Origin of the sequence: Simplicispira hankyongi (assembly GCF_003570885.1) — a bacterium.
In the GTDB taxonomy this organism is placed as follows: Bacteria; Pseudomonadota; Gammaproteobacteria; order Burkholderiales; family Burkholderiaceae_C; genus Simplicispira; species Simplicispira hankyongi.
This window is the reverse complement of sequence record NZ_QXJC01000003.1, coordinates 363,762-383,356: the sequence shown is the minus strand read 5'-3', so window position 1 is coordinate 383,356 and position 19,595 is coordinate 363,762. Positions and strand designations below refer to the sequence as shown.

At 66.1% G+C, this 19,595-nt stretch carries 10 protein-coding genes; 6 read left to right on the top strand and 4 right to left on the bottom strand.

Annotated features, from left to right (window positions below; all coding sequences use genetic code 11):
* Positions 1-142 precede the first annotated feature (142 nt).
* Positions 143-1,099, bottom strand: coding sequence for a DUF4434 domain-containing protein (locus D3F03_RS08450; protein WP_119108937.1), 957 nt, complete (start codon positions 1,097-1,099; stop codon positions 143-145).
* Positions 1,100-1,338: 239 nt separating this feature from the next.
* Between D3F03_RS08450 and hisF the strand changes: the two genes are divergently transcribed.
* Positions 1,339-2,124: an imidazole glycerol phosphate synthase subunit HisF gene (gene hisF / locus D3F03_RS08445; protein WP_119108936.1), complete on the top strand. Its 786-nt coding sequence runs from the start codon at positions 1,339-1,341 to the stop codon at positions 2,122-2,124.
* 75 nt (positions 2,125-2,199) lie between these two features.
* Here hisF and D3F03_RS08440 read toward each other — a convergent pair whose 3' ends face one another.
* Positions 2,200-2,955 (bottom strand): LytR/AlgR family response regulator transcription factor, encoded by a 756-nt coding sequence (locus D3F03_RS08440; RefSeq protein WP_119108935.1) that lies wholly within the window; start codon positions 2,953-2,955, stop codon positions 2,200-2,202.
* On the bottom strand, positions 2,952-4,064 hold the full coding sequence (locus tag D3F03_RS08435; RefSeq protein WP_119108934.1) for a sensor histidine kinase: 1,113 nt from the start codon (positions 4,062-4,064) through the stop codon (positions 2,952-2,954). Before D3F03_RS08435 ends, D3F03_RS08440 begins: the two co-directional genes overlap by 4 nt.
* A 51-nt stretch (positions 4,065-4,115) precedes the next feature.
* Between D3F03_RS08435 and argH the strand changes: the two genes are divergently transcribed.
* Both argH and D3F03_RS08425 read left to right on the top strand, forming a co-directional pair.
* Entirely contained in the window at positions 4,116-5,615 is a 1,500-nt protein-coding gene (argH, locus tag D3F03_RS08430; RefSeq protein WP_119108933.1) for an argininosuccinate lyase, read from the top strand.
* A 137-nt stretch (positions 5,616-5,752) separates the two neighbouring features.
* Positions 5,753-6,742, top strand: coding sequence for a Bug family tripartite tricarboxylate transporter substrate binding protein (locus D3F03_RS08425; protein WP_119108932.1), 990 nt, complete (start codon positions 5,753-5,755; stop codon positions 6,740-6,742).
* A gap of 93 nt (positions 6,743-6,835) precedes the next feature.
* Here the strand turns inward: D3F03_RS08425 and D3F03_RS08420 are convergent, their stop codons facing one another.
* Positions 6,836-10,687: an EAL domain-containing protein gene (locus D3F03_RS08420; RefSeq protein WP_158606149.1), complete on the bottom strand. Its 3,852-nt coding sequence runs from the start codon at positions 10,685-10,687 to the stop codon at positions 6,836-6,838.
* Between the two features lie 104 nt (positions 10,688-10,791).
* Between D3F03_RS08420 and D3F03_RS08415 the strand changes: the two genes are divergently transcribed.
* From D3F03_RS08415 to pbpC, 3 genes are read left to right on the top strand one after another with little or no spacing between them, the layout of a single operon-like run.
* The gene (locus tag D3F03_RS08415) at positions 10,792-16,821 is read left to right on the top strand and encodes an alpha-2-macroglobulin family protein (protein ID WP_119108930.1); all 6,030 of its coding nucleotides are present in this window, start codon (positions 10,792-10,794) and stop codon (positions 16,819-16,821) included.
* Positions 16,822-16,881: 60 nt separating this feature from the next.
* Complete coding sequence (locus tag D3F03_RS08410; protein WP_119108929.1) at positions 16,882-17,250, top strand: hypothetical protein; 369 nt, start codon at positions 16,882-16,884, stop codon at positions 17,248-17,250.
* Positions 17,243-19,537 (top strand): penicillin-binding protein 1C, encoded by a 2,295-nt coding sequence (gene pbpC, locus D3F03_RS08405; RefSeq protein WP_119108928.1) that lies wholly within the window; start codon positions 17,243-17,245, stop codon positions 19,535-19,537. Before D3F03_RS08410 ends, pbpC begins: the two co-directional genes overlap by 8 nt.
* Positions 19,538-19,595 lie beyond the last annotated feature (58 nt).

The following is a 19,595-nucleotide window of genomic DNA, read 5'->3' as shown; positions in this document are numbered from 1 at the left end:
ATGGAGGGGCAAGCATCGGTACAAAGTTTCGTCAATCGCTGCGCTATCAGATGCTGTTCACTGGCTGGCTCACAGGCATATGGTGTGCAAGAAGTGGGTACTGTGGTTCCCACGCAATCCAGGAAAAGGCACTATTGGCCGCCTACGACTTTTTGAGCATCCAGGGATCGATAGCAAAAGCCACGATGCGATCTGCACCGTAATTGCGCGCAATGGACATCTGCGTGCGGATACGGTCGCTCGAAGCGGGCCGAGCCCGGAAGGCGCCGTTGGTGTTGGGCAATGGAGGCAATTGCTCAAACAGTTCAACGATGAGGTCAAAGGCGATTCCCCGATTGAGCAAGAGCACGCGCAGCGGCTCCAGCCCTGCGTAGTTCCCAAGGCCTGCCACGCCAACACCATCCTGCAGCATGGGGCGCAATGTCACCCGATCCAGGATGTCGGTCCACAGCCCCGCCAAGGTGCCAGCGGTTGGCAAGGTGCTGTAAAAAGTAGACAGCGCAAGTGGTTGTGTGGAGCTCTTGCTGGACGCGGCAGCAATGGCGTTCAGCCACGGAAGGAGCAACGCCCTTCGCTCGGGTGTCGCCCAGTTGTATTGGTCCAGTTCGTAAGGGAGGTACCAGCCACGGAATCCCGCTTGTGCTGGCCATCGACTTTCCTCCAGAGTCTTAACGCAACGCGCCTGGGTGCTGGCGAGGAAGTCGGGCAAACTCTGTGCGTTATCGCTGCGCAGGGCATTCCACCAGCCCTCGTCGTACGGCAGGCCGACCCGAATGCCTATGCCTTGGTGAGCGCCTTCGTCAAACAGAAGCTGGATCAGCGCATCGGGCATAGTCCATGGGAAGCTGCCGTCGTAAGTGGCACTCCATTGCAAGATGATTTCGCTGCACCCCATGTCGTGCATGAGTTTGAGGCGCCTGCGCCACTCGACGAGGGGCAGCGTTTCATGGCTCTGCCAAGGCTGGAGAAAGGTGGCCTGAAATTTTTCAGGGGAACTGCTGCTACAGGAAGCCAGTAAGGATGCCGCAGCCATCGTCAACCAAGTTCGCCTGCGAAGCTGTAGGGCACGACCCTGTGAGGCAGCGGAAAGATGGAGCATCGCAATCGGGTGTCAGAGGCAAGACAGCCCAGCATAGCCATATCTCGATCGGCTTGCCGGGAAGCGCCGTGTCGACTCCGCCATGGGCAGTTTCAAAGATCGTTCATGGAAGTCTGTCGACCCCGTGAATCGCACCATCCTGGTGGCAAACGGCCAATCGAGAGGCGCGGTTGCAAGGCGCTCGCTGCGCCGCGTGCTATCTTGCGCGCCTCGCTTTCAACCGCCAGAGTTATCCCGCCATGCTTGCCAAACGCATCATTCCCTGCCTGGACGTCACCGGTGGCCGCGTCGTCAAGGGTGTCAACTTCGTCGAACTGCGCGACGCCGGCGATCCGGTGGAGATCGCCGCGCGCTACAACGCCCAGGGGGCGGACGAGCTGACCTTCCTCGATATCACCGCCACCAGCGATGGGCGCGACCTGATCCTGCACATGATTGAGGCCGTGGCCAGCCAGGTGTTCATTCCGCTCACTGTAGGGGGCGGCGTGCGCACGGTGGAAGATGTGCGCCGGCTGCTCAATGCCGGAGCCGACAAGACGAGCTTCAACTCCGCCGCCATTGCCAACCCGGACGTCATCAATGCGGTGTCCGACCGCTACGGTGCGCAGTGCATCGTGGTGGCCATTGACGCCAAACGCCGCCAGGGCGAAGACCTGGCCGCGCGCGGCGCTGGCTGGGATGTCTACAGCCACGGTGGGCGCAGGAACACCGGGCTTGACGCTGTCGCCTGGGCGCGCGACATGGCCGCACGCGGCGCGGGTGAAATTCTGCTCACCAGCATGGACCGGGACGGCACCAAGGCCGGTTTCGATCTGGAGCTCACCCGTGCGGTGAGCGATGCGGTTTCCGTGCCGGTGATTGCGTCGGGCGGCGTTGGCACCCTGGAACACTTGTGCGATGGCATCCAGATCGGCGGCGCTGACGCGGTGCTGGCCGCGAGCATCTTCCATTACGGCGAATTCACGGTGCAAGAAGCGAAGCGGGCGATGGCGGCGCGCGGGATTCCGGTTCGTCTGGCCGCATAGCTCGCAGCCAAAATTTCAATAGAAATACGGCCCTAGCGCTTATGCAGTAAGCGGTAAAAGCTCTACTTTTGATAGCTAACTGCCAGCGATGGCCTCGCGCACGGCAGCCACCTGGCGGCGCGAGACCGGCACCAGGTCGGCCAGGCCCGCCAGGCGCACCGCCCAGCCTTCGCCTTCCTCCGCGTCAAAGTAGCGCTCCAGCGCCCGCACGGCGCTGCGCGCCACCAGCGCATTGCGGTGCACGCGCATCAGGTGCGCGGCGTGGCGAGATTCCAGCTCCGCCAGGGTGCTGTCGAGCACGTAGCTGCGCGCCGCGGTGCGCAGCGTGACGTACTTGAGCTCGGCCTTGCACAGCAACACTTCGGCCAGCGGCACGCGCTCGGTGCGGCCGAGGTCTTGAATCAACAGGCTCTCACCGGGCGCTGCCGCGGCAGATGCCGGTGCGTGGCCGGATGGGTTGCGCAGGCGCTGTGCCTTGGCCAGGGCCTGCTGCAGGCGCTCCAGGCGCACGGGTTTGGTGAGGTAATCGAGCGCCTCCAGCTCGAAAGCGCTGACGGCGTGCTCGGCATGTGCTGTGACAAAGACAATGGCGGGTGGCCGGGCGAGCGCGCGCAGGCGGTGCGCCAGTGCCAGGCCATCAAGCCCCGGCATGTGGATGTCAAGCAGCACCAGATCGACCCCGCGACCGTCACCTGGCGTGAGCAGTGCCAGGGCCTCGGCGCTGCTGGCCGCCTCAACGACACGGTGCGGCGGCATCGCGCCGCAATCGGCCAGCAGCGTGGCCAGGCGCCGGCGCGCCAGCGCTTCGTCGTCCACGATGAGAATGTTCATGGTGCGCGTCCTGTTTTGGCCGTGCGGGCCTCACCTGCTGGCTGCTTTGGCCGTGCGGGGGGGATTGAAAGCCGCACCTCGTACACAGCGCCGCGTATGCCAGCACTGAATTCGGCCTGCACATCGTGCAGCAGCGCCAGGCGGGCGCGCACATTGGCGAGCGCAATGCCGTGGCCCGGTGCGGCGTCACTTGTGCGCGCGCGCTCGGCGGGCAGAGTGTTGGTGATGCGGATGATCACGCGGCTGCCGCGCAGTTCGGTACAGACGCGCAGGCGCCCGCCCCAGTTGCTGGGCTCGACGCCGTGCTTGACGGCGTTTTCCACCAGCGGCTGCAGCAGAAGTGGCGGCAACAGAGCGCTGCCGGCGCGCGGGTCGATCTGCCACTGCACCTGCAGCCGCTCGCCAAAGCGCACCTGTTCGATGGCGAGGTAGCGCTGCGCCAGCACCAGTTCCTCGGCCAGCGTGACCGATTCGCCTTGTTCGACTAGGGCATGGCGGAACAGGTCGCTGAGGTCTTCTAGCAGCGACTCGGCCCTGGACGGGTCTTCGCGCACCAAGGCGATGGCGCTGTTGAGTGTGTTGAACAAAAAGTGCGGGCGAATGCGCGACTGCAGCTCGGTCAGCCGCGCGGTGGTCGCCGCTGGCGTGCGCCCGCGAGCGCGCAGCGCCAGGGCCGCCACCAGCAGGGCGGCGAGCAGCGCGCCGCTGGCAGCGCTTGCCCACCACGGTGGCGGTGCGGCGATGCCCACCATGGCCAATATGGTGCAGGCCCACAGGCCGGCGAGCGCGCCCAGCAGCACGCCAACCAGGTATTGGACGCGCACCGGCAGGCGTGCGAGCAGCCGTTTGGCGCTGCAGGCGGCCACCAGCCAGGCGAGGGTTGCGGGCAGGGTGCCCCCCGTCAGCAGCGAGAGGCGGGCGAGCCAGTCGATCGGGTTTTGCGCGCCAAACATCACGCCCACGGCGAGCACCAGTTCGACGAACAACACCGCGCGCAGCACCACGCCCAGGTCGCAGGCATCGAAGACCAGCACGCGTGCGTGCTCCCGCGACTTGGGCGCTGGATCGGGCACTCCGGGAAGGGTCGATAAAATTTGCGTCTCGTGCATTGCGGCATCCGGGTGGTCCGGCTGTCGTGGGTGCGCGATTATTGCCCTGCCATGCCCACCAGCCAAGACCAAATCGCGCCTGCCGGCAGCGACTCCGCCCCTTCTGCCAACCAGCTCGACACCAAGGCCCAGGCCTGGTCGGCGCTGTTTTCCGAGCCCATGAGCGATCTGGTCAAACGCTACACCGCCAGCGTATTTTTCGACCAGCGCCTGTGGCGTGCCGACATTGAGGGGAGCCTGGCCCACGCGGAGATGCTGGCCGCGCAAAACATCATTGGCGCCGCCGACCACGCCGACATCGTGCGCGGCATGGTCGCCATTCGCGCTGAAATCGAAGCTGGCCAGTTCGAGTGGAAGCTCGACCTCGAAGACGTGCACCTCAACATAGAGGCGCGCCTGACGCAATTGGTCGGCGACGCCGGCAAGCGCCTGCACACAGGCCGCAGCCGCAACGACCAGGTCGCCACCGACGTGCGCCTGTGGCTGCGCGGCGAGATCGACATGATTGCCGCGCTGCTCGCCGATCTGCAACGCGCCCTGGTTGAAGTTGCTGGCCGCAATGTGGAAGTCATCCTGCCCGGCTTTACGCATCTGCAGGTGGCGCAGCCGGTGAGCTTTGCCCACCACCTGCTGGCCTATGTGGAGATGTTTGCGCGTGATGCCGAGCGCATGCAGGACGTGCGCCGCCGCGTCAACGTGCTGCCGCTGGGCAGCGCGGCGCTCGCCGGCACCACCTACCCGCTGGACCGCGAGCGCGTGGCGCGCACGCTGGGCATGGTCGATGAAAGCGGCGCGGCGCGCGTCTGCCAGAACAGCCTGGACGCCGTGAGTGACCGTGATTTCGCCATTGAATTTGCCGCTGCCGCCAGCCTGGTGATGGTGCACATCAGCCGTCTGTCGGAAGAACTGGTGCTGTGGATGAGCCAGAACTTCGCCTTCATCCGCATTGCCGACCGCTTCACCACCGGCTCGTCGATCATGCCGCAGAAGAAAAACCCCGACGTGCCCGAACTGGCGCGCGGCAAGGCCGGCCGCGTGGTCGGCCATTTGATGGCGCTGATCACGCTGATGAAAGGCCAGCCGCTGGCCTACAACAAGGACAACCAGGAAGACAAAGAGCCCTTGTTCGACACCGTGGACACGCTCAAGGACACGCTGCGTATCTTTGCCGAAATGATCGGCGGCCAGTTGGATGCGGCCACCGGCGAGAAGAGTGGCGGCATCACCGTCAATGCGCAGCCCATGGAAGACGCGGCACGCAAGGGCTACGCCACGGCCACCGACCTGGCCGACTACCTGGTGAAAAAGGGTTTGCCGTTTCGCGACGCCCACGAAACCGTGGCGCACGCTGTGAAAGCGGCGCAATCCCACGGCTGCGATTTGTCGGAGCTGCCGCTCTCGGTGCTGCAGGGCTTTCACCCCCAAATCGACAAGGACGTGTACGGCGTGCTGAGCCTGCGCGGCTCGCTCGACGCGCGCAGCACTCTGGGCGGAACGGCGCCCGCACAGGTCAGAATGCAGATTGCGCGGCACCAGGCGCGCCTGGGCTAGGAATTTTGAATGAAATTGGCCTCTAGCGCTTGATGCATAAGCGCTTATAGCTATCAAAACAATAGTTTTTAACGCACGGCTGTCCTAGCGGCAGCGTGTGGCAGCGCCCATTTTTTCCCGCCAAAGGAGTTCCGCCGATGTCCCCGTCTCGCCGCAGCCTGATCTCGCGCGCCTTGCGCACCACCGCCGCCCTGGGCGCCAGCCTGGCCCTGTGCAGCGCGTTCGCGCAGGGTGCCAAACCCATTCGTCTGATGGTCGGCTTCCCGGCCGGCGGCGGCTCGGACGCCATTGCCCGTCTGCTGGCCGCCAAGTTGCGCACGCCGCTGGGCACCGAGGTGCTGGTGGAAAACCGGCCCGGTGCGGGCGGGCAGATTGCGGCGCAGGCGCTCAAGGCCGCGCCGGCGGATGGCAGCGTGCTGTTCCTCTCGCACGACCACACCATTTCCATTCTTCCGCTGGTGGTCAAAAACCCCGGCTACGCGCCCGAGACCGATTTCGTGCCCGTGGCCGGTATCGCCACCTTCGTCAACGCCTTTGCCGTGTCAGGCGGCACGCCGGCCAACAGCTTTGCCGCCTACGTGGATTGGGTCAAAGCGAAGAACGGCGGCAAGGACGCGGTGGGTATTCCGGCGCCTGCTTCCACACCCGAGTTTCTGGTGAAGGTCATTGCCGACAAATACAAGCTCGATCTGGTGTCCGCCCCCTACCGCGGCAGCGCGCCCATGGTGACCGACATGCTCGGCAACCAGATCCATGCGGGCGTGGGTTCGGTGCAGGACTTCATTGAAAACCACCGTGCCGGCAAGATCCGGGTGGTGGCTGTGCTGGGCACCCAGCGCCAGGCGGCGCTGCCGAATGTTCCCACGTTTGATGAGCTCGGCCTCAAGGGGTTTGAAGACCTGCCGTATTACGGTATCTACGCCCCCAAAGGCACGCCGGCCGCCGAGGTCAAGCGGCTCTCGGACAGCGTGGCCAAGGTGCTGGCGCTGCCCGAGGTGCGCACGCAACTCGTCGCGTTGGGCCTGACGGTGGACTACATGACCGGTGCACAACTGGCGGTGCGCGAGCACGCCTACACCAAGGCCTGGACGCGCATCATCCAGACCAGCGGCTTTCAGCCGCAGTAGGCCGGCCTGGTCGCAGGTGGGTGCAGCGCCGCCCGCTCCCCATGCCGGTTTCGTCCATCAGGCCACGCGGAACCAGCGCCAGCCTGGACGGCCTCAGATGCCTTCGCCTGCCAGTGCAAAAGGTGTGGCCTGGCAGGCCTCGATATAAGCCTCCAGGTCCTGGATGGGAAGGGGCCGGCTAAAGAAGTAGCCCTGGTAGGTCTGGCAGCCGTGCTGCGCCAGAAAATCGCGCTGTTCGGCCTGCTCGACCCCTTCGGCAATGACCTCCAGCCCCAGGCTCTCCGACAAGGCGACGATCATGCGGGCAATGGCGGCATCGTTGGCGTCGGTCAGCACATGGGAGACAAAGCCCTGGTCGATTTTCAGTTGGTCCAGGGGCAGGCGCTTGAGGTAGGCCAGCGACGAATAGCCCGTGCCGAAATCATCCAGCGAGAAGCACACGCCCCGGGCCTTGAGGGCGCTCATTTTCGCGATCACTTCCTCGACATTGGTGATGAGCAGGCTTTCCGTCAGCTCAAGTTTGAGCCGCTGAGGGTTGGCGCCGGTCTCCTGCAGCACCGTGAGCACCTGCTCGACAAAATCGGCATGGTGGAACTGCCGGGCACTCACATTCACGGCCATCGTCAGGTGCTGGCGGTTGCCACGCTCTGCCCACGCGGCCAGTTGCCTGCAGGCGGTTTCCAGCACCCAGCGGCCCAGGGGCAGGATCAGGCCGGTGTCCTCTGCCAGTGGAATAAAGTCGAGCGGTGAGATCAGGGCGTGCTGCGGATGCTGCCAGCGCACCAGGGCCTCCACGCCCACCATGGCGCCTGCCCCGTTGACCTGGGGCTGGTAGTGCAGGACGAAATCCTGGCGCTGCAGCGCGATGCGCAATTCCTTTTCGAGCGCCACCCGTTCGGCCAGCACGGACTGCATCTGCGGGTCGAAGAAGCACAAGGCATTTCGCCCCGAGGCCTTGGCGCGGTACATTGCGAGATCGGCCTGTTTGAGCAATTCTTCCACCGAGCCCTGGGACTGCCCAAACAGCGTCACGCCAATGCTGGGCGTATTGTGGTGCGCGCTGCCCTGCAGCACGTAGGGCTCATTGAGGGCGAGCAGGATGGTGGCCCCGACTGCTTCGGCCTGTTTCACGGCCTGCAGAGCATCCTGGCTCAGGCCCTCGAGCATGATGACGAATTCATCACCTCCGAGCCGGGCCACGGTATCGCCTTTGCGCACGCAGCCTACCAGGCGCTGGGCGACCTGCTGCAGCAGCAGGTCGCCCATGTAGTGGCCGCGCGTATCGTTGAGCCCCTTGAAGTCGTCCAGGTCGATGAAAAACAACGCCCCCCCGCGCTGGTTGCGCGTGCTCACGATCAGGGCATGCTCCAGGCGGTCCAGCAGCAAGCGCCGGTTGGGCAGGCCCGTGAGTGGGTCCGAAAAGGCCAGCAACTGGATGCGTTCTTCGTTCTGCTTCTGGTGCGTGATGTCCGAGAACGTGGCAACGTAGTGCGTTGGCTGGCCCAGGGGAGCGTCCACCGTCGTGATGGACAGCCATTGGGGGTAGATGTCGCCCGATTTGCGCCGGTTCCAGACCTCGCCCTGCCAACGGCCGTAACGGGTGATGGCCTCCCACATGTCGGCGTAGAACTTGCGGTCGTGCCGTCCCGACTGGAGCATGCGGGGGTTCTGGCCAATCGCTTCTGCGCGGTCGTAGCCGGTGATGGTGCAGAAAGCGCGGTTGACGGCGATGATGGAGCCATCACGTTCGGTAATGCTGACCCCCTCGGCGATGTTGTCGAAGACCGTGGCCGCCTGGCGCAGATCATTTTCCATGCGCGTGCGTTCGGTGATGTCGAGCATGACGCCGACCAGTCCGCCCACGCTGCCGTCGGGGTGGGTGAACGTGGCCTTGTGGAAAATGACTTGGTGCAGCGTCCCATCCGCATGGCGCACTGCGCTCTCGTAGATTTGCTTCCCACGCTGCGCCAGAAGCTCCCGGTCCGCGGCCAGGTACCGGTCGGCCAGTGCTTGGGGCGCAACGCCAGGGGGCGTTTTGCCAACGATGTCTGCCGCAGGCTTTCCGATGAAGGCCTCAAAGGCGCTGTTGCAGCCCAGATAGCGCAGTTGGGCATCCTTGTAGAACAGGGGGCTGGGAATGGCCTCGATCAGCTGGTGCAGGAAGCTCAGTTGCCGGGACAGCTCTTCGGTGCGCGCCTGAACGCGCTCTTCCATCACCAGGTTGGCGTGCTGCAGTGCGGTGCTGCGGTCTTCAAGCAGTTGCTGGTCGCGCCGCCGTTCGGTCACGTCCTGCACGGTTTCGATGGCGCCGGTCAGCTGGCTCTGCGCATCGCGCAGCGGGGCGGCCGTGATGTGCAGCCAGCGCCCGTTCTCTGCGACGTTGGCCAGAAATACTTCGACCTCCAGCGCGCCTGCGATCAGGGTGGAGTAGCGAGCGTTGGGGTAATGGGTGGCGAGCACATCGTCCGGGGCCTGGTCGACCAGCAGACTGGCCAGGGTCGGCTGGGGGCTCGGGTACCAGCCGCGCCAAGCCTCGTCGCGGCCCAGCATCGTGGTGGCGTCCCTGCCTGTCAGCGCGGTGCAGGCACGGTTCCAGTGGGTGATGCGGTGCTGTGCGTCGATGACGAAGGTGGCCAGTGGGCTGCCATCGACAATTTGCGCGAATTGGCGTTCCCGCTCGCGGATCACCAACTCCGCTCGCCGCAGATCGGTGATATTGCTGCCGGTTCCATGGTAGCCCTCGAAGCGGCCCTGATCGTCAAACCGGGCGCTGCCGCTGATGGAAAAATACTGTGTGCTGCCGTCCTCCGCAGCGATTTCGTATTCGAAATGGCGAAAGGGCTCGTGCCGCTGGTGGCAGGCGATGTGCTCGGCCAACTGGTCGTCGGTGATTCCTTGAATGGGCATATCCCAGCGCCGTTTCCCAAGAAAATAGCTGGGCGCGCGGCGCAGCTTTTCGGGTGAGTTGCCGAAAAACCGGATGAAACGAAACTCGGTGTCCTGTTCCCAGAACCAGTCGGACGAGAGGTTGGAAAAATCCGTCAGCGTGCGGGTGCGCTGTTCGACCAGTCGCTCGGCGCTTTCGTAGGCGGCGCGCATGGCGGTGTCGGCCCGGTGCCTATCGGTGATATCGGTGTAGGTGGAGACCAGACTGCCATCGGGCAGCGGCCGGTCCACGATGGCCAGGACCGTGCCCTGGGGGCTGAGATGCTCGAAGGCGCTGGGTTGGCCCGCGCGCACTCGCGCTACCCTGCGGGACACCAGGGCCTGCAGTTCTGCCGGGGAATGGCCCGTGCCTTCTGCGTAGCGCTGCAACAACTCTTGCAGCGGCTGGCCAAGGCGAACCGCAGTCTCGGGAACGCCAATCAGATCGAGAAACCGCCGGTTCCACACCACCAACTGTAGGTGGCTGTCGAAGAGCGTGATGCCCTGGTCAATGTAGTTGACGGCGTCGTGCAGGCGGCTGAGACTGAACGCCATGGTCTGGCTGGCATGGCCCAGCAGGTCGGTCAGGCGGGTGTTTGGGGCGCTGCTGCCCAGCGCTTGTTCAATGGCGGGGGTGGACGTAGACGATGCGGGCACTTCCGGGCGCACCTGCAGCAGCGATGTCACACAAAAGCGCACGATCCGCGCCAGAGGGCGCACCACCTCCAGTGGGCCGGCGATGGCAAAGCAGGCCACCCGCTGGCCGCCCAGGTCGATGCCCATGTTGATGCCCTCGCGCATGGTCGCCGAGTGGGCGGCCTCCTCCGGGGTGACGCTGTATTCTTCCAGCGTGCCTTGCATGATGCGCTGCGCCATCGCGTGCGTGTGGCCGATGCGCTCACGCTCGCTCGACGCCACGATGCGCCCACCTTCCCCCATGAAGCTGCAGACCAAATCCAGTTCCGCGTGAAGTACATCACACAGGTTCTGGCCAAATGGAATGTCGAATCGCGTGGGCATGGCGTATTGTGCTGGCAGGATGGCACGACTCCGGCATTGACGGGTGCTGTCGTGCGAGCACTGCATTATTTTGCTCGCCTTGTGGTTCAGCAGAGGAGACCAGAATGAATATAAGAATCGCTGTCTGGGGCCTTGCGCTGGCCACCGCCAGCGCGCAGGCGTTTCAGACCAGCCGCTTTTCGCCACAGGGCGAAGTGGCCAGCGTGCGCCAGGTGGTGGCGCACTTCGACGCGCCGGCGGTGCAGTTTGGCGATCCCAAGGCGCCAGCACCGTTTGCCATTACCTGCAGTGACGCTGCTGCCAGCCAGGGCTCGGGCCGCTGGACCAGCGAGCGCGAATGGGTGTTTGATTTCGCACAGCATCTGCCGCCCGGTGTGCGCTGCACTGCGCAGCCCAATGCAGCACTCAAATCGCCCTCTGACGCAGAGTGGAAGGGCGCTAGAAGCTATGCATTCAATAGTGGCGGCCCGTTGGTCGAGCATGTCCGACCGGGCACCTGGCAAGCACTCGACGAAGACCAGTTCTTCGTCCTGCAATTGAGCGGCCCGGCGACACTGGTGAGCGTCAAAGCCAGCGCCTGGTGCAGTATGGAAGGCGTGGGCGAGCGCATTCCCGTTCGCCTCATCGACGGCGCCCAGCGCAGCGAATTGCTCAAGGCGCTGCATCTTGACAAAGAGGCAGCGAAGGCGCCGCTCAGCATTGCCACGCTGGCCTGCAACCGGCGGTTGACGCCTGGCAGCAAACTGCAACTGGTGGTGGGCAAGGGCTTGGCCACGCCCAGCGGCGTCGTGACCAAGGTGGACAAGCGCTTTGACTACACGGTGCGTGATGCCTTCACCGCGGAACTCAGCTGCGAACGCGAGAACGCGCAGGCTGCCTGCCTGCCCATTCGGCCGATGACGGTCACGTTCAGCGCCCCCGTGTCCTGGAAGCTGGCATCGGCGCTGCGCCTGCGCGGGCCGCACGAGGTGCTCAAGCCCGACCTGAATGGTGACGACGAGGGCACGGTCGTGCAGGGCGACACTTTGGTGAGCCGGCTGCGGTTTTCTGCGCCGTTTACCGAAGCAAGTTCGTACACGCTTGAGCTACCGAAAGACTTCGTCGATGCCTCGGGCCGCACGCTGGCCAATGCCTCGATGTTTCCGCTGGCGGTGGGCACGGGCGCCATGCCGCCGCTGGCCAAGTTCGCCGCCGCACCGTTTGGCATCGTCGAGCGCTTTGCCGAAGGGCCGGGTGGCCCGGCGCTGCTGCCCATCACGCTGCGCAAGGTCGAGTCCGCCCTGCGGGTGCAAGCCATGGGCCCGGTTCCAGTCAAGGCAGGTGTGCCCATGCACACGCTGACGCCGCAAAGCGATGCCGACATCATTGCCTGGTACCGCCGCGTGCAGTACTACAGCCACGACCAGGTACAGCGCCAGCAGGCCGGGCGCGATGCGCGCATTGCCCTGCCCAAGCCTCTGCAAGATGAAAGCAAGGATTCCGTGCAAAGCCGCATGGTGTCCTTGCTGGGCGGCCAGCCCGGCGTGCACAGCGTCACCCTGCCGCAGGCCGCTCTCGGCGACCCGCGCCCGTTCGAGGTGGTGGGCGTGCCGCTCACACCAGGTTTTCACGTGCTGGAAGTCGCTTCGCCCCTGCTGGGCGCCTCCCTGCTGGCGCCTGAATACGGTGCTGGTCGGACGATGTACGTGCGCACCAGTGCGCTGGTCACCAATCTGGCGGTGCATTTCAAGCTGGGCCGTGAGAACGCGCTGGCCTGGGTGACCTCGCTGGACAAGGGCAAAGTCGTCGAAGGTGCCAAGGTGCAGGTCTCGGGCTGCGACGGCCGCCTGCTGGCTTCAGGCCTGACCGACGCCCAGGGCCGTGCGTCCATCAGCGGGCTGCCGGCCAATGCACCCGACTGCAACGAAGGCCAGGACGATTACGGCAGTGCCGACGGCTACTTTGTCAGCGTACGGCACACCGGTGACGACGGCGTGGCCGATATGGCCTTCACCTGGAGCCAGTGGCAGCGCGGCATCGAACCTTGGCGCTTCAACGTGCCCACCAGCAGCGACGCCGAGCGCGATCAGCGCGCCCACACCGTGTTTGATAGAACGCTCGTGCGCGCCGGCGAAACGGTGTCGATGAAGCATTTCCTGCGCGCCGAGACGGCAGCGGGTTTTGCCCTGTCCAAATCCGAACCCGCCGAACTGGTGGTCACGCATGTGGGCAGTGGCCAGCAGTTCGTTCAGCCGCTGGCCTGGCGCAGTACCGCGACCGGCGGACGCAGTGCGCTGAGCGAATTTGCCGTGCCGCCGGCCGCCAAGCTGGGCGTGTACACCGTGGAACTGCGCGGCAAGGGTGAACAGGCGCAAAGCCTGGCGTCGGGGCAGTTTCGTGTCGAGGCCTTCCGCCTGCCGGTGCTGGAGGGCCATGTCGGCCCGCAGCAGAAGGACGCTCTCGTCAGCCTGCGCAAGGTGCCCGTGGACGTGCAGGTGCACTACGTGGCGGGCGGCGCTGCTGCGCGCTTGCCGGTGCGTGTTTCGGCGCTGGTGCGCAGCAAAAGCCTGACGTTTACCGAGTACGACGAATTCTCTTTCAGTCCGCCGCGCGAGCGCGATACCCAGAACGCGCAGCAAGACATGGCCGATGGGGGCGACGAGGGCGACGAATCGGGTGCGCCCTCCAGCGCCGCCAGCGACATCCGCATCATTGCCGACAAGCTGCCGCTTACGCTCGATAGCAAGGGTGCTGGGCAGGTGACGCTGGACCCGGTGCCGCGCGCAGCAAGCGCACAGGAACTGGTCATCGAAGCCACCTACGCCGACCCCAGCGGCGAGGTGCAGACCCTGCGCAGCAGCAACACCCTGTGGCCGGCCGGTGTGATTGCCGGCATCAAGACCGAGGGCTGGGTGGCATCGGGCAGCAAGGCGCGCTTCCAGGTTCTGGCGCTCTCACCCGACGGCAAACCGCTGGCCGGTGTGCCACTGCAGGTGCAGGCGCGGGTGCGCACGACAACGAGCAGCAGGAAGCGCATCGTCGGCGGCTTCTACAGCTACGACAACCACACCGAAACGCGCGATCTGGGCATCCTGTGCACCGGCAAGAGCGATGCGCGCGGCCTGTTGCTGTGCGAGGCGCGGCTCGACGACGTGGGCGAGATCGAGCTCGTCGCCACGGCGCGCGACAAGGACGGCAACACCTTTGACGCCGCCGCGTCCCTCTGGGTCAGCCGTGCGGGCGAGCAGTGGTTTGGCGGCGAGAACCACGACCGCATCGACGTGCTGCCCGAGCGGCGCAGCTACCAGCCGGGCGAGACCGTGCGCCTGCAGGTGCGCATGCCATTTCGCGAGGCGACGGCCCTGGTGGCAGTGGAGCGCGAAGGCATCCTTGAGACGCGGGTGGTGACGCTTTCGGGCAAGGACCCGAGCGTGGCGCTCAAGGTGCAACCCGACTGGGGGCCCAACGTGTACATCAGCGTGCTGGCGCTGCGCGGGCGCTTGCACGAGGTGCCGTGGTACAGCTTCTTCACCTGGGGCTACAAGGCACCGCGCGAATGGTGGGGCGCCTTCTGGTACGACGGCAAGGAGTACAAGCTGCCCACCGCCCTGGTGGACCTGAGCAAACCGGCCTTCCGCTTTGGCATGGCCGAAATCAAGGTCGGCGCGGCAGCGCACCGCATCGACGTCAAAGTGGCGGCCGACAAGGCCAGCTACCCGGTGCGCGGCAAGGCGCAAGTCACCATTACCGCCACACTGCCGGGCGGCAAACCCGCCGCACACGCCGAAGTGGCGCTGGCGGCGGTCGATGAAGCGCTGCTCGAACTCATGCCCAACACCAGTTGGAACCTGCTCGGCGCCATGCTGCAGCGGCGCGCCTGGGGCGTGCAGACGGCCACGGCGCAAATGGAAATCATTGGCCGGCGCCACTACGGCAAGAAGGCCGCTGCGCCCGGTGGTGGTGGCGGCCGCGCGCCGACCCGCGAGCTGCTCGACACGCTGCTGCTGTGGCAACCCGTGGTCAAGCTCGACGACAAGGGCCAGGCCCAGGTCACCGTGCCGTTGAACGATGCGCTCACCAGCTTTCGCATCGTCGCCGTGGCCGATTCCGGTATCGGCCTGTTTGGCACGGGCGCTGCCACCATTCGCAGCACGCAGGATCTGCAAATCATCAGCGGCCTGCCGCCGCTGGTGCGCGAGGGCGACCAGTTCCGCGCCCAGATCACGCTGCGCAACACCACGGCCAAGGCGATGCAGGTCGAGGCCGCTGCGCACGCCACGCTTATCGACCTCAAACCACAGACAGTGGACATCCCCGCAGGCGAAGCACGTGAAGTCGCCTGGGACGTGACCGCGCCGGAGCAGTTGGGCCAGACGCGTGCGCAGGCGATTCTGTGGGAAATCGAAGCGCACGACACGCTCGGCGGCGCACGCGACGCGCTCAAGGCGCAGCAGCGCACCGTGCCCGCCGTACCGGTCTCGGTGCAGCAGGGCACGCTGGTGCAGCTGGGTGGCAGCTATGCGCTTCCCGTGGCGCCGCCGCCCACTGCCTTGCCGGGGCGCGGCGGCATCAGTCTTGCGGTGCAACCCAAGCTGGCCGAAGGCCTGCCCGGCGTGCGCGACTGGTGGGCGCGCTACCCCTACAGCTGCCTCGAGCAGCAGGCCAGCAAGTCCATCGGCATGGAAGATGCGGCCGCCTGGCGCGCCCTGATGGCGCGCGTGCCGACCTACCTCGATGAAGACGGCTTGGCGAACTACTTCCCGCCGCGTGCTGGCGAGACGCGCCAGGGCAGCGACACGCTCACCGCCTTCCTGATCTCCGCCGCCGACGAAGCCGCCAAGCTGGACCCCACGATGGGCCTGCCGGACGCCGTGCGTGCCCCCATGGAGCAGGCACTGGTGGCCTTTGTCGAAGGCAAGATCACGCGCAAGTTCTGGAGCCCGCGGGACGACTTGGCCATGCGCAAGCTTGCTGCCATCGAGGCGCTGTCGCGCAGCGGCAAGGCGCAGGCGCGCATGCTCGGCAGCATTACCATCGCGCCCAACCAGTGGCCCACGCACGCGGTGATCGACTGGCTGCGCATTCTGCGCAAAGTGCCCGGCATCGCCAACCAGGCCGCGCGCCTGCAGGAAGCTGAGCAAATTCTGCACAGCCGCCTGAACTACCAGGGCACGCGCGTGGCGTTCAGCACCGAGCAGCAGGACGACTGGTGGTGGCTGATGCAGAACAGCGATGTGAACGCCGCGCGCCTGTTGCTGGCCGTCATGGACGATCCGGCCTGGCAGGGCGATTTGCCGCGCCTCGTCACCGGCTTTATCGCTCGCCAGCAAGGCGGCGCCTGGCACACCACCACGGCCAACCTGTGGGGCGCGCTGGCCCTGCGCAGCTTCTCGGCCAAGTTCGAGAGCGCGCCGGTGGCCGGCACCACGCAAGCGACGCTGGGCAGCGAGACCGCCCGGGTGGACTGGGCCAAGGTCGAGCGCCGCAAGCCCAGCGACGCCGCAGGGGCCGCGCACCAGACCAGCACCTTTGGCGCGCCATCGGCCCCCGGCATGCTCAGCGGCAACACCCTGTTCCTGCCTTGGCCCAAAACCAGCGGCCAGACTTTGACCGTCACCCACCAAGGCACAGGCAAGCCCTGGCTGACCGTGCAGTCGCTCGCCGCCGTGCCGCGCACCGCGCCGCTGGACGCGGGCTACCGCATACGTCGCAGCGTGGTCCCCGTAGAGCAGGCCGACAAGAGTCTGCCGCCCGGCCAGTATTCGCGCGGCGATGTGCTGCGCGTCACGCTGGAAGTGGACGCCAGCGCCGACATGACCTGGGTGGCGATCACCGACCCGATTCCCGGCGGCGCCACCATCCTGGGCAGCGGCCTGGGGCGCGATTCCGACATCGCCACCCAGGGCGAAAAGCGCTCGGGCCATGGCTGGCTCGCCTTCGAGGAGCGCAGTTTCGAGGCCTTTCGCAGCTACTACGCCTATTTGCCCGCAGGCAAGGTGACACTGCAGTACACGGTTCGGCTGAACAACGCGGGCAGCTTCGCCCTGCCACCCACGCGCGTCGAGGCGCTGTACGCGCCCGAGATGTTTGGCGAATCACCCAATGCGCCAGTGAGAGTGGTGCAGGCATTGGGGAAAAATGCTCCTGTAAAGTGAGCTATGTTCGCTTTATCCGTAAGCGGTCAAGGCAGTTTTTACTGATATTTTGTGTGGCCCATGCAATCGAGCGTCTTCATAGAACTGCGGTTTTGGTTTCTGTTGGTGCTGTCAGGCGTTGCGCCCATCGCCATCTATTACGGGCTGCTGGTACGCCGTGCGGTGTCTTCTGGCACCGTTTTGGCGCTGGGTCTGCTGCTTACGGTGATTGCCGGGGTGGATGTGTACCTTCTGCAGTGGCTGAGCCACCTGGCGGCAAAGACCACATCCGCGGTCGATGACGCGGTGTTTGTCTCCGAAGTGCGGGTGGCCTTGTACGTGCTGCCAGTGCTGTTTGGCGGTATTGGCGTGAACCTGGTCTCGCATGTGCTGCTGCGCCACCTGGCGCAGGCCGAGCGCCGTTTCGACACCGAGCACCGCAATGACTGAGGCCGGTGCGCTGCGCGCCGGGGTTTGCATGGCGCTGCTGGCGTTCGCAGCGGCGCCCGCCTGGGCGCTGCCCTCGTATGCCCAGGTGCATGCGGCATGGCGCTCTTCCGAAACCTTGGTGCTGTCGCGTGAGGGTGAGGTGCTGCAGCGCGTGCGCACCGACCCCAACGTGCGGCGCGGCGAGTGGGTGGCGCTCGCCGATGTGTCACCCGCGTTGCGCAGCGCCATGCTGCTGTCGGAAGACAAGCGCTTCTACGAGCACAGCGGTGTCGATTGGCAGGCTGCGACAGCCGCCGCCTGGGCGAACCTTTGGAACGAGCGCACGCGTGGTGCCAGCACCATCACCATGCAGCTCGCCGGCCTCATCGACGAGAGCGGCGGCGCCGATTTGCGCCAGCGGCCGGGTGGCCGCAGCCTGGTGCAGAAGATCGGCCAGGTGGCGGCGGCCGAGGTGCTGGACCGGCGCTGGCGCAAGGACCAGGTTCTGGAGGCTTACCTGAACCTGGTGCCGTTTCGCGGGGAGCTGGTGGGCATTGATGCGCTCAGCCGCAGCCTGTTCGGCAAGGCGGCCCACGGTCTGGACGAGCGTGAATCTGCCATCACCGCAGCGCTGGTGCGCGCACCCAACGCCAGCAGCGCGCAGGTCGCGCGCCGTGCCTGCGGCGTGCTGCGCGAGATGCAGGCGGCGGGCAGCAGCGCCGCAGCGCCTGCCAGCACCGACTGCGATGCGCTGGCGCTGCTGGCCAGCGGCACCCTGGCACGCCGCGCCTTTGCCGCCAGCGAGGGCATCGCCCCGCACTTTGCCCGCCGCGCGCTGGCGGCGCTGCCGTCTGGCGCGCCGCCGCCTGCACGCCTGACCACCACGCTGCGTGCGCCGCTGCAGCGTTTTGCCGTGCAGACCCTGTCGCAGCAATTGCGCGAGCTGGCCGGCCGCAACGTGCAGGACGGCGCGATCGTCGTGCTCGACAACGCCAGCGGTGAGGTGCTGGCCTGGGTCGGCTCGTCCGGTGACCTTAGCCAGGCGGGCGAAGTGGATGCCGTGCTGGCAAGGCGCCAGCCTGGGTCCACGCTCAAGCCCTTTTTGTACGCGCAGGCGCTGGCCGAGCGGCGCCTGACGGCCGCGTCGCTGATCGACGACTCGCCCGCGCACATCGCCACCCCGGGCGGCCTCTACATCCCGCAGAACTACGACCTGCACTTCAAGGGCTGGGTGTCGGCGCGCACGGCGCTGGCGTCCTCGCTCAACGTGCCCGCGGTGCGCACGCTGGCCATGGTGTCGCCCGATGCGTTTTTCCAGGAGCTGCAGGCGCTGGGGCTGGAGCTGCGCGAGAGCGGCGGCTACTACGGCCTGAGCCTGGCGCTGGGCAGCAGCGAAGTCAGCTTGCTGCAACTGACCAATGCCTACCGCGCGCTGGCCAACGGTGGGCGCTTGAGTGCGGTGGCGCCGCCGCTGGCGCATGCGAAGCCGCCGCCGCCGAAATGGACGCGCGTGATCGACCACGGTGCCGCCTTCATCGCCTCCGACATCCTGTCCGACCCGAATGCCCGCGCCCGCACCTTCGGGCTCGACAGTGTGCTGGCCACACGCTTCTGGAGCGCCGTCAAGACCGGCACCAGCAAGGATATGCGCGACAACTGGGCGCTGGGCTGGTCCGAGCGTTACACCGTGGGCGTGTGGGTGGGCAATGCGGCGGGCGGCGCCATGCACGAGGTCAGCGGCAGCAGCGGCGCGGCGCCCATGTGGGCGGCGGTGATGGGCTACCTGCACGCGCACGAGGCCAGCCGCGCCCCGCGCCCGCCCAAGGGCGTGGTGCAGGCGGCGGTGCGCTTTGGCCCCGATGCGGCCACCGGCAACCCGCTGGAGGCGGCGCGCAGCGAATGGTTTTTAAAGGGCACCGAGCAGCCGTTGTTTGCTATTGATAGTGAAGCTGCTAGCGCATATGTAACAAGCGCTAGAGGCCAAAAAGACCATAAAAATTCGCTGCCTGCGCAGCCGCCGGCCCTGCGCATTGCCGAGCCCGCCTCCGGCGCCGTGGTGGCGCTCGACCCCGACATTCCCCCCGCCAACCAGCGCCTGCGCTTTGTCGCCGCGGGTGCGGTGCCCGGCGCCCCGCTGCGCTGGCGCCTCGACGGCAAGCTGGTCGGCCGCCGGCCGGTGCACGCCTGGCCGCCGTGGCCGGGGCGCCACCAGTTGCAGCTAGAGGATGCGGGCGGACGCGTGCTCGATGCGGTGCGCTTCGAGGTGCGTGGGGCCGGCGTAGGCGCGTCCGCACCGAGAAAACCTTAGCGCCTGTTCAAGGCGTGAGGACTGCAATATTTATAATATTCATATTCTCTGCTTCATT